Genomic DNA, 17,909 nt, shown 5'->3' on the forward strand with positions numbered 1-17,909 from the left:
GCTATAATTTCTATTATAGACATTCCCTGTTTAACAAAAATCAAACCTTACGATTGAAATTTTTCGTTTATTACATAACCTTTTCGATCCCGCTTTGGACTTCGCGGCATTTCCCATACAAAGTGATCCGTATGTAAAAGACTATGAGCTTTGTGACTGTTAGGCTTTTCAAAGAAATTCTCATAAAGAGCTTTGATATCCTTATTCTCATGGGAATACCGTAATTTTGAATTACTGTCAATAAAATAAAGATTTTGGCCACGCTCAAAGGCTAATTCACAGCCTTCATGTATGGGTTGACCTCCACCTCCTACGCAGCCTCCGGGGCAAGCCATAATTTCTACAAAATCATAATGTTTTTCACCTGCTTCTATAGAATCGATAAGCCGTCTTGTATTTGCAAGGCCGCTGGCTACGGCAATATTCAAATTATTCTCCTTTAAGGTAAAAGAGGCTTCAATAACACCTGACTCTTCTTGAGAGGAATTCCTTACAACCTTAAAAGCTTCCGGCGGACAATTTTCTCCCATTATTGCATAATAGGCTGTACGCAAGGCTGCTTCCATAACACCGCCCGTAGCTCCAAAAATAATTCCGGCGCCTGAAGCATCGCTAAAAAGATTATCAGGCTCTATTTCTTTTAAGGTTTTTGGGAGGATATGAGCAGACTTAATCATTCTTACAAATTCTCTGGTAGTAAGAACACAGTCCATATCATGTCCTGCATACTCGCCATAGAAAAGTTCCATATCAATTTCGCTTTTTTTTGCAACACAGGGCATAATAGCAACAGAAAAAATATCCTCAGGTTTTTTACCGATTTTTTCTGCAAAATATGACTTCATAACCGCACCGAACATTTGCATGGGAGACTTCGCAGAAGATAGATGAGAAACCAAATGAGGATATTGGCTTTTTATAAAACGAACCCATCCGGGACAACAGGAGGTAAACATCGGTTTATCTTTTAGTTCTCCCTTAGAAAAACGCTCAAGGAATTCGTAGGCTTCTTCCATTATGGTTAAATCTGCCGAAAAACTTGTATCAAATACATAGTCCGCACCCATGCGTTTTAGAGCATCGAATATTTTGTTTACTGAAGCATCTTTTAGATCAAGCCCTAGATGCTCTCCCCAAGCCGTGCGTATTGCAGGAGCCACTTGTACAACGACTACCTTATCAGGATCGGCAACAGCCCTCCAGAATTTTTCGGTATCGTCTCTTTCACGTAAGGCTCCCACAGGACAATGCGTAATACACTGACCGCATAAGGAGCAGTCGGCTTCGGCTATAGTTCTTGAGCCTGAAACATTTATTGTGGTTCTAGCTCCCGTTCCTTCCAATTCCCAAATGTTCAGGCTTTGAATCTTGTCGCAAACCTGAATACATCGCATACACTTAACACATTTTTTTGAATCTCTTATGAGAGGAAATTTTTTATCCCAAGGCTGATATTCAAGCTGTTCTTCATATAATATATCTTGAATATTAAGCTCGTTTGCAAGAGTTTGTAAGGTACAGTTTCCGCTTCTTACACAGGTTGCACACTTACAATCATGCTGTGACAAAATCATTTGAACTGTTCTTCTTCTGTCAAGTCTTACCTTAGGGCTGTTGGTATATACAACCATTCCTTCTTCGACGGAATTATTACAAGCAGTTATAAGTTTTTCCTTTCCTTCCAACTCAACAACACATACACGGCAGGCTGCAATTTCATTTATTCCCTTTAAAAAGCAAAGTCTGGGTATAGGAATGCCGGCATTTTCTGCAGCTTCCATAATAGTCATGTTTTCATTCGCCGATATTTTTATATTATCTATCGTCAAGTTTACCATAATCGTTCCCGCCCTCCTTTAAATATACCAAAGCCGAAGTGATCGCATTTAAGACAGCGATTTGATTCTTGACAAGCTTCTTTTTTGCTCATACAGAATTCTACACCTTCAAAATCCTTAATTCTTTCAGAGGCCTCCCTTTCTCCAAGTTCAACTCTTCCGCAAGCAAGGCGGTCATCAATATTGGGAATGGGAATTTCAACATCACAGCTTATAATGTGGCTGTAGCCTAAGTATTCGTCTATATTTGCAGCCATAACCTTCCCGGCGGCAATGGCTTTTATAACCGTCGATGGGCCTGAAGCACAGTCTCCGCCTGAAAATAAGCCCGGCATTCCTTTGAATCCTCCGCTGGGCATGGTAAAAAGTTTCCCCCGATCAACAGGTATACCCGACTCTTCATAATGCTGAGTTTCGATATCCTGACCTATTGCAACGACAAGAACTTCGCAAGGAATAAAAATATCGGGGTCTCCTGTAGCAACTACGGATGCCCTACCGTCCTTTATTTTTGAAATCATCTGAGGGGTAACCCAAACACCGGAGAGTTTTCCGTCTTTTATCTCAAGTTTTGAAGGGGCTTTTAAGGTCATCATTTCGACACCTTCGGCTAGGGCTCCTTCAATTTCTGCAGGAAGGGCCGTCATATCGGCAACCCTTCTTCGGTAAAGGCAGGTAACTTTTTCGGACTTTAGACGTACTGCCGTACGCACCGCATCCATGGCAACATTTCCGCCTCCGATTACGGCTGTTTTTTTACCGGTTAAATCAATACCTCTATTCATACCTACATCTCTGAGAAACTTAACGGCAGAAATAACTCCTTCTGCTTCTTCTCCTTCAAGGCCTAGTTTTTTGTCGGTTGAGGCTCCTATTGCGATAATAGTTGCATCATTATCTTTTATAAGCTCATTTAGTCCAATATCAGTTCCTATTTTTTTACCGTAAACGACCTTAACTCCGGTTTCAAGAATTGCATCTATATCTTCATCCAATCTGTCTTTAGGAAGACGGTAATTAGGTATTCCGTAACGGAGCATACCTCCTAATTTAGGAAGCATTTCGTATACGGTTGTTTGATGCCCCATAAGCTGAAGATAATAAGCGGCGGTAAGCCCCGCAGGCCCCCCTCCGACTATGGCTATATTTTTTTCTGTAGAAGGAGCACATGGAGGAGGCGGAACCTTGCCTGCAAATTCGACGGCTACTCTTTTTAAACCTCTTATATTTATTGCAGTATCCACCATGTTTCGACGGCACCTATGTTCACAAGGGTGTTCACATATAAAGGCACATGTAGAAGGGAATGGATTGTCCTTCCTGATAAGACGAACGGCATCGGCATACCTTTCATCCCTTACAAGAGAAATGTATCCCGGAATATCCACATTTGCAGGACAAAGAGCTACACAGGGTACAGGCTGGGTAGTTATACAGCCGCACCTGCCGTTTTTTATATGCTCTTCAAAGTCATCGCGGCAATAGATTATGCTTTTGTAAACCATATCGGCAGCTTCATATCCCAAAGCACAGTCTGCTGTCTCTCTTATCGATTTTGCAGTCTCTTCAATAAGCTTGATTGTTTCCATCTCAGCCTTTCCGTTTAGAACATCAGTTAAAATATGCTTTAACTGTAAAAGGCCTATACGGCAAGGCACACATTTTCCGCAAGTTTGGGCATGACACATTTCGATAAAGGCACGTGTTATATAAACAGGACAAAGTCCGGGAGGACTTGCTTCTATTCGATGTTGAAGGTTCTTGTAAAGCTCTTCAACTATCATTTGCGATTGGTTTTGTGAAAATATCTCCAGTCGGCTCATATGCATACTCCTTTTCTATAAACTTAAGTTAAATCCGCTTTACACATAATCAATTGTACACTATGTTTATAAAAATAGCAAGTTTTAATTTGATAACTTATAAGAAATATTTTGATAATTTTTTATTCCGCCAGACCGTATTTCATCGAGTAGATTAAAACCCTTATTGAAAGGCTTTCATCCTTGAGATATTTTTTGATTCTTTCTTCGGCCCCTCTTTCCATGGCTTTGATGAGGTTTTCCATCTTGTTTTCAACAAGAAAATTGAAGGCTTCTTCAGCCGTTAAAAAGGAATTGACGGTTTCGATTGTTTTTTTGTCTGCCCCCTGCATGGCAAGGTAGTATACAAAGGCCTCCATGCGGGTATCTGCACTGCGGTTATGAGTGTTAAAAATACCTATGGAAAGTTTGGCAAATTTACCGATATGGCCGAGCAAGGTCATGGTTTTAAAGCCTTTAGAATAGGCATAGCTTAGGCTATCCCCTATATAGTTTGACATTTTTACGGTGGGAAGGTCGATTATGGTGTTTAGTTTTTCTTTAAGACCTTCCCCGTAGTTTCCCGGCACCAAGAGGAGTTCTTTTTTTTCGGAATTTTGTGATATTGCGTCTATTTCAAGATAGATGGTTTTTTTGATTGCATCCTCGCTCATAGGATAGACTATACCCTTTGTTCCGATGATAGAGATACCGCCTTCAACACCGATATTTTTATTAAAGGTTTTTTTGCCGATTTCGGCTCCTTGCGGACTGAAAATTTCTACATTAAAGCCCTTTTCGGAAATTTTTAAAACTTCTTTTTCTATCATTTGACGAGGTACCGGATTAATGGCAGCCTCCCCTACTTCCCCGAAAAGACCTTTTTTGGTGATTCGACCTATACCCTCTCCCCCGTCGATGATAACTTTTCCATCATTTCGATAAGAAACTTTAGCGTGTATGTAGATGCCGTCGGTACTGTCGGGGTCGTCCCCTGCATCCTTTTGAACAGCTGCCTCACCAAAAAGAATACCGCTTTCGTCTTTATAGGAGCGGCAATGCTCTACAGGAAGGTCAAGTACGACCCCTGCAGGCGTATCTATCTTAACAGAGGTCAAAGTTTGTCCGCCCAAAATCAAAGCCGCCGCCTTAGCTGCCGCCGCCGCACAGCTCCCCGTAGTATATCCGCATCTTAGTTTTTGTCCGTCTTTGTCGATATATAAATCCAGTTTCATTTACGGATAGGATTATAGCATTAAAAAGGGGTTTAGAAAAGAAGGGGAAGTACAAATGTCGAATGTAGAAGGTCAAATGTTACATTTTGAAGTTCGAATGGCAAACTTCAAATGTAAAATATCAAAGTTAGAAGGTCAAATTCTTTTCTATTATTCTGATGGCTCCGGCACTGTGAATACGCATTGTTTTACAGGTATCATTTAATTTTTCTTTTAGCTTTGCTAACGATTGTGCGACTATTTCCGGTTTGTATTTTCCGATGACTCTAAAAATTTCAGGGGCTTCCGGTCTTACATATTTTTCATCCGGATCATCCAAGAGTTTTTCAAATACTTCGATATGATTTTTAAAAAGTTCCGCATCCGTATTGGCAATGTTCTCGCACGCCCAAATCATGGACATTCTTACTCTTGGGGCGGTATCGGTATGCAGACTTAATATTTCATCAATTCTGTTTGCAACAACATCGATTTTTGCTCTTCCCGTCCGTCCAATTGCAAATAAGGCATTTTCGCGTACCTTTTCCGAGGCTGATTGCAAATCCGCAAAAGCCTGATTGATAAGTGAAGCGACAGCATTCGGGTTTACAATACCTATCTGCCCAATCGTCCAATAGGCATAAGCAACAATTTCATCGTCGGCAGAAGTAAGACAGTCTTGTATGAAAGCAATGTCGTTCGTGCTGATTGCTTCAAGTGATTCTTTGGGTCTTCTGGATATTTCTTTTAAGCGAGTGAGGTTGGTTGTGGGCATGGGAGATATCCTTGTTCTTATTAAAATTGTATTTGTTTAGTAAATTATTGTACATTAAGTTAATAAAATCAAGATAGACAGATTTTAATATTTTATATTAATGCTCTATCTAATGTTATCAGTCTATTCTTTTTAGATTTTCTTTTATAATCCATTTGATGAATTTATCCTTTTTCAACACATGAGAGCGTGTAAATATTATTGACATTTAAAATATATTGCATAAATTATAATATTTGATTGGAAAATTTTGTTAAAAGTAATAAATCAAAGCAAAAACTCTGAAAACGGATCGATTTTTATTGAACTTTTGATATTTTTCAACCATGGCCTGCTTTCTTCTTCATCCAATTTTTCCTTTGATATTTTAATAATAGAACGTTTTTCCCACAATCCAACTTGATGGAATTCATTCCTTATTTCCAATATTTCGCCTCGTGTTAAGAATTTTTCAAGTCTATCTATTGTATATCTACCAATGAATGCACCAGTTGAACGTCTTAAGTCTCTATAAAAATTTAATACTTCATTTTTAGAAAGAAATTGTTTTTCTGTCAATATTGTTACAGCAGATAAATAAATATATTCCGGATAAGATTTTGAACTTTGAATTATAGACAAAAATTTATCTTTAATTTTATGTTTTGCATTTTCTGATAATGTATTCTGTTTTTTTATTATCATATCACAAATATACGGGATAAACTGAGGAAATTTATCCATTATATCCAATAATGTGTCTAATAATTTCCAAGCATTGTTAATAGCTATATATTTTACGAAATCTCTAATAATTTCTGGTTTTATAATTTCTTCCCCTGCTATTTTACTTTTAATTTCTGTAACTTCCATTGTTTGGTACATACTTATTTCAGATTGAGTTGGTTGCCGATATTTCGTAGGGATTAGGCCGGAATAACCTACAATTAATCGAGTTGGATTTTCGCCCTTATTTTTTTTTACATGAGAGGTATCAATTACTTCAATGGTAGATACCGTCTTAGTTTCTCCTTGATATTCTTTTGTTTTTTCAATTGAGGTTTTCCCTGTATTTACAGATAATCCCTCCAATGATAAACGTGCAATAAATAAATTTAAATAGTAATGAGCTTCTTTTGCATCATTTGCAAATATTCTGTAATCATCTACAAATCTTATAAAATCTATTTTCTTTGATAAAAGATAATTGTCGACTTCAATTAATTCCGCCTCTGCAAGAATTCTGCTTGGATTTGAACCAACGGGCAAGCCATAAGAATCTCTGTTAGACCAAAATAATAACAACTGATTTATCAACTTAACAATTGTCTTATTGCTACAATAAGATAAAAGAATATTTTCAAGACGATGTAGATTAAGTCTATCATAATAATTTGCAATATCAGCCTTTATATAAATCTTATATCTTTTTTCTTTTATCTTATCAGAAAGATTTTTTTGAAATGCTTTATAATCATAATTTGTATCAAACAATCGTCCATCTTTGGGATAAAACCGATAAGAAAAAACAATATTCTTATCTTTTGCAGGTCTTTTACTTTCAATTTCCTCTGCACATAAAAGCACAAGAGACATATATTTTATTAAATCCCACGGTTGTATGGAAGCAGCTTTTCGAAAATCAAAAGCTTCTTTTTTAGGAAAATATGAATATTGAAGAGGTTGAAAATCCATCTCTGTTATTGTACTTTTTTTTATTTTATGAATAGTAGCTTCAATTATCTTTTCTCTAAAATTAATATCCTTGAGCAAAGACACTTCAAAAACATTTGGATAAATATCATTAAGCCCCTCAATAATAATGTTATCAATTGCTAGGTTTATAGCCTCATGTATTTCCATATTATAGCTCCTACCACATATATCATTATTTAATACTATACCACGCAGAATTTTAAACTGCATTTATATCTATTAACATTTACTTAAAAATAATCACAAAACTTACATCAAAAAGTAGTTATTTACAATAGTCAGCTCTATCAGTTTTTATAATCAAATCTCAAAGAAAATTAAACTATCTTTGCTTATAACGATGCAAGTTTTGTAATAATATCTTCTTTTTCTTTTTTTAATGCAAAATTTGTAATATCTATAGCAGGTTGAAAAATATTCATATCCATTTCAAAATGGTTAAATTCATTTAATAGTGTTTTTTTTGATAAAAAGAAAACTCTATTTTCAATATTAACCTTTGTATTTTCAGAAAAAGAATAATTAATTATGCTGCTAAGCATATCATATTTTTTTACATTTATAGAAAATTTATCAACAAGTTTTTTTTCTACAACCATTCGTAAATACAGATATGTAAAGGAATGAATTAATGTTTTAGAAAGAAGTGGGTAATTATCATTTTTTATTATTTGTAAATTGTTAACATCATAATTAAGAATATCACAAGCTGATATTGTGTATTTATTTTCAATTATTTCGGTTGAAAATACGGTATTATATATTTTTGATAATTCTTCACATTCAGTTTCGTACCCATGCATTAATTTTGTAAGCTTGTCTTTGTTTTCATTGTCATTTATTAACAAACAATACCCCCTCATAAAAGGAATAATAGATATGAGAAACGCTTTTTCATCTATAATTTCTTGTTTAATCTCTGTCCTGAAAACATTTATTAAATTAGGAATATATAATAATATTTTTATTTCATTTTCATTTATGTGTAAAAAGCCATTATTTTCTCCTACCGTATTGTTCATATAATATAAAGTAAAACAGGCTTTTGCTTGGTGTTCCAATAATTTTATTAAATCAGTATTATGAGTTAATATCAGTGATTTCTTATTATTGAGAAATTTAAGTATTGCATAAGCAATTTTATTTTTATAAATGGAATCAAAACTTGAAATAGGGTCATCTAAAATTATTAATTCTTTATCTGTTTTTTTTGCTTTCAGAAGTTCAAATGAAAGTGATAAAAAATTTTGTTCCCCATTACTTAACATTAAATCAGTACGTGATTGGTTTAGAAATTCTTCGTTGCCAAGCAATAAACGAATATTTTTATTTTCATCACGTGATAAAGATATTTTTCTTTCAAGGCAACTATTGAGGAATTTTTCAATAAAAAGAACATCTTCATCCTCAAATTCAAGTTTTTCCGAAATTATTTGAGAGTATTCCGTATGAATGTCTAACAATTTTGAATTTTTTATATTTTCAATAAAAGTATTTTCAAGGAGAGTGTTATAATAGTTTTTATATAAATTTATCTCTGAAATTAGTGCATGTAATTCATCAAGATTGCCGGTTTTGAAAACATCTACAAGGATTTGTTTGATATTAAATTTATCTGTTATAGGAATTATATTAATAATATTTTCAATTATATTGCGTGAATTTTGGGATAAAGATGCAAGGATATGCTTATTTTGTTCTTTTTTTCTGGTTAATAAGATATTATAGTCAATCTGTGTATCACAAACAATACAATTATGAATTTCTTTATATTTTTCAAGAATTCTTACAGCATCATCGGTTTGTTCAATTTTTTCATATTCATCCTCTTTGCAGAAAGAATCGATTACTACTTTTTCAAGTGCTTTTAAACAAGAATTCTTACTTCTTAGATCTTCAACAAAAAAAGAAAATTTTTCTTCATCAAAAGATTTATTAATTTCTTTTAAGTTTTTACTTGAAAAATGATTTAAAAATTCATCTCTTGAAATATTTTTTCCTTTTTGTTTGCTATTTGCTAAGTCGGATATATAATTTTTTAATAAATTATCAGATATAAAATTTAAAAAAATTGATGATTTTATTGAAATTCCATATCTTTCTTTGAGAATATTAATTAAATTAGAATACAATGAGTCAAAACCGCTATCTAGATCTTTTTTTAACTCATACTCTCTTTTTATATTATCTCCAAGAATAAAATCTTCGGTTGATCCTTCGATTATGTTTCTTCCATTTTGATCATGGATTATATGAACAAATGAATTATCTTGTTCCGTATACATTTTACCGTTAAATTGAACTGTATATTCAGTATTTTTTTCTTGAGCCAAAACCATTGCAAGACTAGTCTTTCCTGTTCCGTTTGGTCCATAAATTACTGCAACACCATTTTTACTAAATTGAATTTCGTTATTTACTTTTAAATCTTTGAAATCATTGCAAAAAATATTTTCTCGTTTTAATTTTGAAATAGTCATTCTATTCTCCTTTTTGTCAGATACTGCAATTTCATTTAAATTATACTTAATAATATGTATTATACCACAAGTGTTCACATTTTCCAACTAGGTACCTTCTTATTATGAAATACTCAATAAATGACACTATATCACAACCTCCTCAACACTCTCTGCTGCATGATAAGACCGATAAGTATCATTGTAAAATCAACGGCAGGTTCAGCCCACCAGACGGCAAGGATTCCGAAGATGTGAGGAAAAATCAGCATTGCAGGCACAAAGAGAATGAGCTGGCGTAAGAGGACAATCGCTCCGGCTTTTTTGGCATCGCCGATGGATTGAAAAAAGGTAAGCGTCATAATCATAATTCCGTATAAAATGAAGGTGGAATAAAACAGTTTGAAGTTGATACGGCCTGCTGCAATGATTTCGGGGCGCACATTGAAGATTGATAAGAGGCTTTCTGAAAAAAGCATTGCAGGCACCCACGAGAGAGCGGCAAGAAGCGTTGCGCCGTACATAAAAAGTTTCATCGTTTCGCGCACCCTGCCGTACTGCTTGGCTCCGTAGTTCGCCCCGATAACCGGCTGCAAGCCCTGACTCATGCCCCAAAGCGGGATAAACGAAAACATATAAAGGCGCATTGTGGCGGACATCAAAATCCCCCAGTTATCGCCGCCGAAGGTAAACGCCTGCTTGAACAAAACCGTTTGCTGCACCGCAAACAAAAGCTGCATAAGCATTGCCGAGCTTCCGATGCCGAACATTTCACGGTAAATTTCTTTATACTTTTTAATTTTGTGTATTTTGACAAAGGGGCTTTTTTTAGCAAAATACCGCAGGGTCAAAACCGCCTGCACAATTTGCGACAGCACCGTAGCAACCGCAGCTCCCTCAATAGCATAGTCTCCCATAAGAAGCATAAAAATCGGATCCAGCACAATATTGAGCAATGCCCCCGCTCCCATAATGAACATGGATTGTTTTAGAGCACCCTCGCCTCTCATGGTCATATTTCCGGCTTGTGCAAAGTTTACGAATACCGAACCTAAAAACACAATCCGCAAATACCGTACGCCGAAATCTTTAATCGCTCCTTTTGCTCCCACCATTTCCAAAAAATACGGAGCAGCAAGCACACCCGCCGCCGTAATCACTGCCGAGAAAAGCAGCACCCAATAACAAACATTGCCGAAAATTTTATCTACCGTTTCCGCATCTCCCTTGCCGATTGCCCGCGACAAAATGGACGCACTTCCGACCCCGAGCAGTGCAGACACCGCTCCGTTTATCAGCGTCAACGACATAGAAATGCTGATTGCGGACATCGCATAGTCTCCGATAATCCTTCCGGCAAATACCCCGTCCATAAACGGATACAGCCCGATAACAACCATACCGGCTATTCCGGGAAACGCAAGCTTAAAAAGAAGTTCCATCGGGCTTTTTGTCAATAATTGTGTTTTCATATCTTGGTTCATTTTATTCCCCCTCATGATTTTTAGATAACATTGTATGCTGGCATTGTTATCTAAAACAGGAAAAAAGTCAAGAGGATGGAGGGACTTTGTAGTAGTAGAAATATTCGGCAATAAATGATATAATAATGTAGTTTGAAGAAACTTCCTTTGATATACTTAATTAGGGAGAAATATATGGTTTATGAAACATTAGTTGAACAAATAAAAACGGTTCCGCAAGAATGCCTTGCCGATATACAGAATTATGTCCAATATATTCTTTATAGATATAATCAATCAGCCGAAAAAGAAAAACATACGGATTTATCAAAATATTTCGGTTCACTAAAATTTCATCAAGATGCATTGAAAATACAGAAGGAAATGCGGAATGAGTGGAACTGATTTTTTAGCTGATACAAATGCTTTAATTTATCTGCTTGCCGGTAATCCCTGTATGAAACCTTATATTTCCAAAAAAATCGGATTTTCAATAATTTCGGAAATGGAACTTTTGTCGTTTTCAGGAATAAGTCATCAAGAACAAAATAATATAAAAGCTTTTTTATCTGAATGTTCAGAGCTGCAATTAACAAAAGAAGTCAAAGAAAAAACTATTGAAATCCGTAAACACTATAAAACAAAATTACCGGATGCAATTATTGCAGCAACGGCAATAGTAAATCAAATTCCGTTGATTACAGCAGATAAAGCTTTTGAACAAATTAAAGAATTAAATTTAGTTTTAATAAAACCTGTCATCATTTAAATATTTTTCCAATTCCCTTTTTCTATATCATCTTGGCTCTGCACTCATTACAAAATAAGGCAAAGTCGGTATTAGGGTTTTCTTTTATGTACTTTGTAACGGCGGTGTTTTCGGCTTCGTTTTGCATATCTTTGAGGTAATAGTAATATCCCAATCTTCTTCCGACGGCAAAATTAAGTTTATCTTCCGCACTCATCGAAAGGTACGAGTCGATAATTGCAAGCATTGTATTTTTATCTTCAGGCAGTTTTCCCCGCACTTCCAATAGTAAGTTTACAATATGCTCATTCACATAATAACTTGTAATATCGGTAAGCTGCTCGATAAAAAATTTTTGCTCACAAACCATTTCCTCTTCCGATTGCAAATCGAACAATCCTTTTTCGACATCCCGCCCCAATTTTGTATCCGGTTTAAATGCCGTGTGATGTACGCGGATAAATTCGGGATTAACGGCATTGATTACCTTAGCCGTTTCCACTGCATTTTCTTCGGAAAGAGATTTACCTCCGATTCCGAGCAAGGTAAATTCCGATAATGTCATGCCGGCTTTCTTAGCTGCCAAGCCCGATTTTACAATTTGCTCTGCGGTTATTCGTGCGGAGGCTTTAATACCCAGACGTTCTGTGTCGTAACAGGGGTATTAAAGCCGACTGCAACCACCTTATGAGAACAACAACTCCGATGCGAGCGTCGGAGTTGTTGATTCCCTTGTTGATTTTTTGCAATATCGTGTCCGAGCCTGTTTCAATTCCTCGGTACAAGTGATTTAAGCCCGCCTCACAAAGAGCTTGTAATTCGGTTTCGGTCTTTTTCAAGATGCTGTCGCAACGGGCATAGGTAGTAACCGCTTGCAGTGCCGGAAAATACTTTTTAAGTGTATGCAATATCGAAAGCAAATCCTTTGCCGGAATATTAAAGGCATCTCCGTCCTGCAAAAAGCAGGATTTAAAAAAACTTGCGCGCTCCCCGTAATAAGCGGCATATTTTTTTATATCGCCTATAACCTCTTCGGTAGAACGCACCGAAAAGCGCATCCTCTTATACAATCCGCAAAAAAAACATCTGTTCCAAGAACAGCCTCTTGTCAAACGCAACAAGAGGCTTTGATGTTCCGACGGCGGTCTTATAGGACCGAGTTCAACATCTATCATCTTGTTTTTCTAAAATGATGAGTATTGAACTATCATGTCCATCGGATTCCGCTCATCGTCATAGCGGTCAGGCGATTTTGCCGCTTCTTTTCCGTAACCGATAACCAAAATGTTTATCGGAATCAAATCATCGGGGATATTGAATTCGGCACGCACTACATCGGGCTTAAAATAAGTAATCCAACAGCTTGAAAGCCCCATGTCCTGAGCGCACATCATCATGTGGTCGGCAGCGATACTCGTATCAATATCCGTCATGCTTGCCTTGTCAAAGGGGCGAACCCACGCCGCTTTTGTGTCGGCACATACCACGATAGCAAGCGGTGCCCCGTGCGGAGTACATGCTTTTTGCAGCTTACTCATTGCCGCCTCGTCATTTAAAACAAGAAAACGGCAGGGCTGCATATTTGCCGCCGTAGGAGCAATACGCCCTGCTTCCAAAATACTGTTAAGCTTTTCCGCCTCAACAGCTCTCCTTTCATAACTCCTCACCGAATGCCTGCTTTTGGCGAGTTCCAAAAATGTGTTCATACAACACCTCCTTATATAAAAGCATTTATGATAGCATTATATGCTAACAATGTTATCTAAGATAAGAAAAAAGTCAAGAGGATGGGAAAATGTTTTGTAATAAAAATATCCTGTTTATCAAAATATGGGATTTTCAACAATCATCTTTTTTGCTCTCATAAGAATCGGAATCTCTCTATTTGCAATGAGTTTTCCTAACCTGCTGTTTGAGTATTTCTTATATTCATCTACAGCTTCTTCATAACGTAACTTTAAGGTAGATAAATGAAAGTCATCAATTTCTGTTTGCGTCATATTCTTATCACCGAAAGATTTTACTCTGCAAAGATAATAATTGTTCAGATTATGCCTGTGAATTAAATTATAGTAATCACTGACAACTCCTATTTTAGAAAGAATATCAACTTCCGCACCCAATTCTTCTTTAAGTTCTCTTCTAATTGCATCTTCTAAATTTTCATTAGGTTCAACACCGCCGCCTGCAGTTTCAATCAGTGTTACTTTACCAAAATCATCGTCTCTTTGCACTCTTACAAAATAATAATTTTCATTATTATCAATTACAATAGCTCTTACAATTTCTCTATCATGATCGATATAAGAAAACTGCCATTCAGTATCTTGCAGTTCAATTTCAAATTCATTATTCATAAAGTTTTGTCTCAAAGTACTATCTCTTTCCTTCTATGTTTCTGTTTTTAGGAAACAATTTGTTAATCGGTATTCCGTCCTTTTAATCCCCCACCCCGAAAACTTTTCTCCAGCCGGCGGAGAAAAATTCGGCGAGGGTTTTCATCGACTGCAAAGCATCTTCTTTTGAAAAGTTGTGCAGCACGGTTTCAAATATACAGGAAAAATACGCATGGGTAAGCATGTGCAATTCTTTTTCGGGAAGCCGGCGGACGGCAATGCCTTTTTTTTCAAGCAGTTCGTAGGTTTTATACATATCCTTCATTTCCCGCTTTACCATCCAATCGGTAAAATCGGCATATTTTGTACCTGAGGCACAACAGAGAATCAGCTTAAAGGATTCAAGATTATCAAAAATATAAGAGACAAAATGTTCAAGAGCTTCGACCGATACTTTCCATATTTCATCTATGCCGCCTTCTTCAAGCACGCTGAAGCACAGTTTTTCAGAGGCGGAATACTGTGCTTGTAATCCTTGAATTGCAGGTTCCACCAATGCGGAAAAAAGGTCGGCCTTATCCTTAAAGTGCCGGTAAAATCCGCCTGTAGTAACGCCTGAAAGCCTGCATATTTCACGCAAGTTGGCACGCTCAAAGCCTTCTTTTAAAAAAAGTTCTTTTCCCCTGTTGAGAATCGTTTCGTGTGTTTGTGCGTAAGTTCCCGTACTAATTTTTTTGCCTCTTTGGTAACTATGTTATCAGTATATTTAAAAGAAAAAAAATTGTCAATATAAAAGTACTTTGTACTTCGACATTTGCCGTGTCACTTCGACTTAGCCCCTTGAATTTTTATCTTCTTTCTTTTATACTTCTTTGATTTTTAAATGAGGAGCCGATATGGGTAAGGTAATTATGGGAGCAGAAGCTCTTGACGGATATTTAACTGAGGACGATATAAGGCATCTTAATGAGATGAATGCTCTTTATCAGGAAGCTATTGACAATTTTACGATTTTGGAAAAGGAAGGCGGCGAAAATAAGAAAAAGGCAAAGGAGGAGGTTATAAGGCTCTATACCGAGATGGGGCATCTTATGCAGAATATCTGCAAGGAAATACCCCAGCTTAAAATCTTTTCCTTTGATACGGAACACGAAAGTCATGCAGAGGCTTCAAGAGTTATTGCAAAGCTCCGCTCTATAAAAACAGACCACAGCGAATTCTTATACTATACCCAGCGTTCCTTTGAAATGCTTTTTAAATTGGCTTATAAGGGGCATCAAAAAGATAAGAAAAATTATCTTGTAGTAAAAACCCCTGTTACCGATCCGGTGCAAAACTATGCCGTTCACAAGATAACCGACATTGACCACAAAATAGAAAATACCGTTATGTGCGTCATGCTAAGAGGGGCACTCCTCCCTTCAATGATTCTTTCAAAAGAAATCGAAGAATATTCTTCTCACGGTTATGTAACCCCCTTTGCCCTCTTTAAGATAAAAAGGGATGATTCCCGCAAAGAAGACGATATGCAGTACATCCTTGATTTGGATAAGTCCTATTTTAACTTAAAAGACTTGGACGGCAAGGACCTTATTTTTGCAGATCCTATGAATGCAACCGGAGGAAGCCTTGTAACTGTTGTAAAGCACCTAAAAAAATTGGGTATCAAACCGAAATCCATAAGCTGCTTCCATGTAATTTCGGCATTAAAGGGTGCTTTGAGAATTGTACGGGCCTTGGATAACTGTACCCTTTATACTCTTTGGATGGATCCAGCCTTAAATGCTTCTGCTTACATAATGCCCGGTCTTGGAGACGCAGGAGACAGAATCAACGGAAGCGATAATGATGAAACTCCTCGAAATATTATCCAGCTTCTTGCAGATTACGGCTCAAATATTGCAGGGCTTTACAGGTCTCAGTTAAGACAGATAGAAAAAACCGTTTTAGGAAACTGAAAATTCTCATAGGGGTAAAAAATGAAAAAAAATATTTATATCGTTTTTTTTAGTATCTTAATTTTTGCCTCTTTTACAAAAGCTTTTGCAAAAGGGGCTGTAGAAGAAGACCTCGCAGGAGAGTATTTTTCGATAGCCCAAAGCTATGCAGAGCTGAAAAACTATTCTAAGGCTGTAGATTTTTACCTTAAAGCCGAAAAATCTGAAGAATATAAAAATGCGGTCCAATATAATTTGGCTCAAGTTTATGCCCTTCAAAAAGATTGGAATTCTTGTCTAAAATATATTGAACCTCTTTACAAAGAATCACCGGAAAACATAAAGCTATCTACAGCCTACGCCTATGCTCTTGCCTCAGCGGGAAAAGAAGAAAAGGCTTTATCGGTTTATGAAAAAATTTATTTTGAGAACAAGGAAACTCCCGAATATTTTTTTAACTATGTAAGGCTTTTAATTATCATAAAAAAATATGAAAAAGCAAAAGAACTTCTCGCCGAATCAAAAGAAAAGTTTACACAAGAAGATGATAAAAAAACTATCAATTCACTTGAGCAGGAAATTGAAAAACTTTTAAATCCGCCTGAACTAAAAAAAGATGAAAATAAATCAAATACCGAAAAAGATAAAGCAGATCAATCAAAAACAGGAACAGCCTCATAACCTTCGCTTTTTAAGCGTATAACCATATCTCCCTTGCCGTCCTCTTTAACTAAAACCGAAAAAAAGGTTTCATCCCCGCGCTCTTCTTTTTTTATTGTTACGGTAAAGCCTTTCTTTTTAAGCTCATCAGAAAGGCCTTTTGCAAAGTTTTCGGTTTTAAAAAAACCGGTTTGATAAAATCTTGCGGAAAATTTTTCTGTACTTTGTGAATGAACTTGGCCTAAGGAGATCTCTTCATGTTCAGCATCAGGTTCCTTAAACGAAATATTTTTCGGCATTAAATACCAAAAAGTTTTAGGACTTAAGATCGTATCGCCTCTTACAACACCGGCTTCAATACTGTTAGGAAACTTTTTTATGAGGGTATTTTCAGCCTTTTTATCTCCTTCTATCCACCAAAGGCTTAAAAGAAGAGCCGGATGAAATTCTTTAAATCTGGAGTCGATAACATATTTTCTGATGTTTGTAAGAGAGGCTTCTTCATCAGATTTTAGTTTTAACCATTCAAAAAAAGTGAGGATTTTTATATCTTCTTTTGAAAAAGGTTCTTTAACCGCCGGTAATAAGCGGCTATTGCAAAGTTCGGAAGCCTCGGTTATGTTATCTGCTAAAAGAAAGGCTCCTAGAGCCTTTGTTAAAATAGTTTTTTCCCCGATAGCAGGGGAAAGCTCTGCAGCTTCAAGATAGTGTTTGCCGGCTCGTGAAAATAAGTCGAATCTTTCTTCATAATCGGCCAAAACAGATAGAGCTATAATTTTTTCATCTTTTGAAGGAATCTTTTTTATTTCGGCTTCAATAAATGAAGAAACTTCAATAGGATTTTTTTTTGTAAAACCGTTTTTGATAATCTTTTGAATGTTCTGAGGTAAGGAGTCTTGACCTATAAGGCTATGTAAAAAAAAGAGAGAGCATAAAAAGAACAATATTTTTTTTACATTAAATTTCATAAGCCCTTTTTACC

Annotated in this window: 17 protein-coding genes; 4 read left to right on the plus strand and 13 right to left on the minus strand. The window is 36.2% G+C overall.

Annotated features, from left to right (window positions below; all coding sequences use genetic code 11):
* Positions 1-47: 47 nt before the first annotated feature.
* The 7 genes from E4O00_RS05740 to E4O00_RS05770 all read right to left on the minus strand — a co-directional run bounded on the left by E4O00_RS05740 (position 48) and on the right by E4O00_RS05770 (position 11,267).
* Complete coding sequence (locus E4O00_RS05740; RefSeq protein WP_253679109.1) at positions 48-1,838, minus strand: [FeFe] hydrogenase, group A; 1,791 nt, start codon at positions 1,836-1,838, stop codon at positions 48-50.
* On the minus strand, positions 1,832-3,661 hold the full coding sequence (locus E4O00_RS05745; protein WP_253679111.1) for an NAD(P)-binding protein: 1,830 nt from the start codon (positions 3,659-3,661) through the stop codon (positions 1,832-1,834). Before E4O00_RS05745 ends, E4O00_RS05740 begins: the two co-directional genes overlap by 7 nt.
* Before the next feature lie 122 nt (positions 3,662-3,783).
* Complete coding sequence (gene cbiD / locus E4O00_RS05750) at positions 3,784-4,875, minus strand: cobalt-precorrin-5B (C(1))-methyltransferase CbiD (RefSeq protein ID WP_253679113.1); 1,092 nt, start codon at positions 4,873-4,875, stop codon at positions 3,784-3,786.
* A gap of 127 nt (positions 4,876-5,002) precedes the next feature.
* A complete protein-coding gene (locus tag E4O00_RS05755) occupies positions 5,003-5,629 on the minus strand; it encodes a sister chromatid cohesion protein PDS5 (RefSeq protein ID WP_253679115.1) in 627 nt (208 codons plus the stop codon).
* A 267-nt stretch (positions 5,630-5,896) separates the two neighbouring features.
* Entirely contained in the window at positions 5,897-7,471 is a 1,575-nt protein-coding gene (locus E4O00_RS05760; RefSeq protein WP_253679117.1) for an RNA-directed DNA polymerase, read from the minus strand.
* Between the two features lie 185 nt (positions 7,472-7,656).
* On the minus strand, positions 7,657-9,804 hold the full coding sequence (locus E4O00_RS05765; RefSeq protein WP_253679119.1) for a hypothetical protein: 2,148 nt from the start codon (positions 9,802-9,804) through the stop codon (positions 7,657-7,659).
* 131 nt (positions 9,805-9,935) lie between these two features.
* Complete coding sequence (locus E4O00_RS05770) at positions 9,936-11,267, minus strand: MATE family efflux transporter (RefSeq protein WP_253679121.1); 1,332 nt, start codon at positions 11,265-11,267, stop codon at positions 9,936-9,938.
* Positions 11,268-11,441: 174 nt separating this feature from the next.
* Here E4O00_RS05770 and E4O00_RS05775 point away from each other — a divergent pair, with 174 nt between their 5' ends.
* On the plus strand, positions 11,442-11,651 hold the full coding sequence (locus E4O00_RS05775; RefSeq protein ID WP_253679123.1) for a hypothetical protein: 210 nt from the start codon (positions 11,442-11,444) through the stop codon (positions 11,649-11,651).
* Positions 11,638-12,015 (plus strand): type II toxin-antitoxin system VapC family toxin, encoded by a 378-nt coding sequence (locus E4O00_RS05780; RefSeq protein WP_253679125.1) that lies wholly within the window; start codon positions 11,638-11,640, stop codon positions 12,013-12,015. Before E4O00_RS05775 ends, E4O00_RS05780 begins: the two co-directional genes overlap by 14 nt.
* Positions 12,016-12,037: 22 nt before the next feature.
* Here E4O00_RS05780 and E4O00_RS05785 read toward each other — a convergent pair whose 3' ends face one another.
* The 5 genes from E4O00_RS05785 to E4O00_RS05805 form a co-directional block, all read right to left on the minus strand.
* On the minus strand, positions 12,038-12,559 hold the full coding sequence (locus E4O00_RS05785; RefSeq protein ID WP_253679127.1) for a coproporphyrinogen III oxidase: 522 nt from the start codon (positions 12,557-12,559) through the stop codon (positions 12,038-12,040).
* A gap of 64 nt (positions 12,560-12,623) precedes the next feature.
* Positions 12,624-13,169 carry a radical SAM protein gene (locus tag E4O00_RS05790; protein ID WP_253679129.1) on the minus strand — a complete coding sequence of 182 codons (546 nt, stop codon included), beginning with the start codon at positions 13,167-13,169 and terminating at the stop codon, positions 12,624-12,626.
* Positions 13,170-13,178: 9 nt separating this feature from the next.
* On the minus strand, positions 13,179-13,700 hold the full coding sequence (locus E4O00_RS05795; RefSeq protein WP_253679131.1) for a nitroreductase family protein: 522 nt from the start codon (positions 13,698-13,700) through the stop codon (positions 13,179-13,181).
* A 117-nt stretch (positions 13,701-13,817) separates the two neighbouring features.
* A complete protein-coding gene (locus E4O00_RS05800; RefSeq protein WP_253679133.1) occupies positions 13,818-14,351 on the minus strand; it encodes an NUDIX domain-containing protein in 534 nt (177 codons plus the stop codon).
* A gap of 82 nt (positions 14,352-14,433) precedes the next feature.
* Positions 14,434-15,060: a TetR/AcrR family transcriptional regulator gene (locus E4O00_RS05805; RefSeq protein WP_371922724.1), complete on the minus strand. Its 627-nt coding sequence runs from the start codon at positions 15,058-15,060 to the stop codon at positions 14,434-14,436.
* Between the two features lie 166 nt (positions 15,061-15,226).
* Here E4O00_RS05805 and E4O00_RS05810 point away from each other — a divergent pair, with 166 nt between their 5' ends.
* A complete protein-coding gene (locus E4O00_RS05810; protein ID WP_253679137.1) occupies positions 15,227-16,288 on the plus strand; it encodes a uracil phosphoribosyltransferase in 1,062 nt (353 codons plus the stop codon).
* Between the two features lie 21 nt (positions 16,289-16,309).
* Positions 16,310-16,948 carry a tetratricopeptide repeat protein gene (locus E4O00_RS05815; RefSeq protein ID WP_253679139.1) on the plus strand — a complete coding sequence of 213 codons (639 nt, stop codon included), beginning with the start codon at positions 16,310-16,312 and terminating at the stop codon, positions 16,946-16,948.
* Here the strand turns inward: E4O00_RS05815 and E4O00_RS05820 are convergent.
* Complete coding sequence (locus E4O00_RS05820; protein WP_253679141.1) at positions 16,921-17,895, minus strand: SPOR domain-containing protein; 975 nt, start codon at positions 17,893-17,895, stop codon at positions 16,921-16,923. The two genes, E4O00_RS05815 and E4O00_RS05820, sit on opposite strands and share 28 nt — an antisense overlap.
* Positions 17,896-17,909: the final 14 nt, after the last annotated feature.

Origin of the sequence: Treponema sp. OMZ 788 (assembly GCF_024181245.1) — a bacterium.
In the GTDB taxonomy this organism is placed as follows: Bacteria; Spirochaetota; Spirochaetia; order Treponematales; family Treponemataceae; genus Treponema_B.

Bases quoted from the DNA above. Each gene is read 5' to 3' on its own strand.
- E4O00_RS05775 (WP_253679123.1), top strand. From the start codon at position 11,442: ATGGTTTATGAAACATTAGTTGAACAAATAAAAACGGTTCCGCAAGAA.
- E4O00_RS05745 (WP_253679111.1), bottom strand. From the start codon at position 3,661: ATGAGCCGACTGGAGATATTTTCACAAAACCAATCGCAAATGATAGTT.
- E4O00_RS05740 (WP_253679109.1), bottom strand. From the start codon at position 1,838: ATGGTAAACTTGACGATAGATAATATAAAAATATCGGCGAATGAAAAC.
- E4O00_RS05820 (WP_253679141.1), bottom strand. From the start codon at position 17,895: ATGAAATTTAATGTAAAAAAAATATTGTTCTTTTTATGCTCTCTCTTT.
- E4O00_RS05760 (WP_253679117.1), bottom strand. From the start codon at position 7,471: ATGGAAATACATGAGGCTATAAACCTAGCAATTGATAACATTATTATT.
- E4O00_RS05795 (WP_253679131.1), bottom strand. From the start codon at position 13,700: ATGAACACATTTTTGGAACTCGCCAAAAGCAGGCATTCGGTGAGGAGT.
- E4O00_RS05785 (WP_253679127.1), bottom strand. From the start codon at position 12,559: ATGACATTATCGGAATTTACCTTGCTCGGAATCGGAGGTAAATCTCTT.
- E4O00_RS05770 (WP_253679121.1), bottom strand. From the start codon at position 11,267: ATGAACCAAGATATGAAAACACAATTATTGACAAAAAGCCCGATGGAA.
- cbiD (WP_253679113.1), bottom strand. From the start codon at position 4,875: ATGAAACTGGATTTATATATCGACAAAGACGGACAAAAACTAAGATGC.
- E4O00_RS05780 (WP_253679125.1), top strand. From the start codon at position 11,638: ATGAGTGGAACTGATTTTTTAGCTGATACAAATGCTTTAATTTATCTG.
- E4O00_RS05815 (WP_253679139.1), top strand. From the start codon at position 16,310: ATGAAAAAAAATATTTATATCGTTTTTTTTAGTATCTTAATTTTTGCC.
- E4O00_RS05810 (WP_253679137.1), top strand. From the start codon at position 15,227: ATGGGTAAGGTAATTATGGGAGCAGAAGCTCTTGACGGATATTTAACT.
- E4O00_RS05790 (WP_253679129.1), bottom strand. From the start codon at position 13,169: ATGATAGATGTTGAACTCGGTCCTATAAGACCGCCGTCGGAACATCAA.
- E4O00_RS05755 (WP_253679115.1), bottom strand. From the start codon at position 5,629: ATGCCCACAACCAACCTCACTCGCTTAAAAGAAATATCCAGAAGACCC.
- E4O00_RS05800 (WP_253679133.1), bottom strand. From the start codon at position 14,351: ATGAATAATGAATTTGAAATTGAACTGCAAGATACTGAATGGCAGTTT.
- E4O00_RS05765 (WP_253679119.1), bottom strand. From the start codon at position 9,804: ATGACTATTTCAAAATTAAAACGAGAAAATATTTTTTGCAATGATTTC.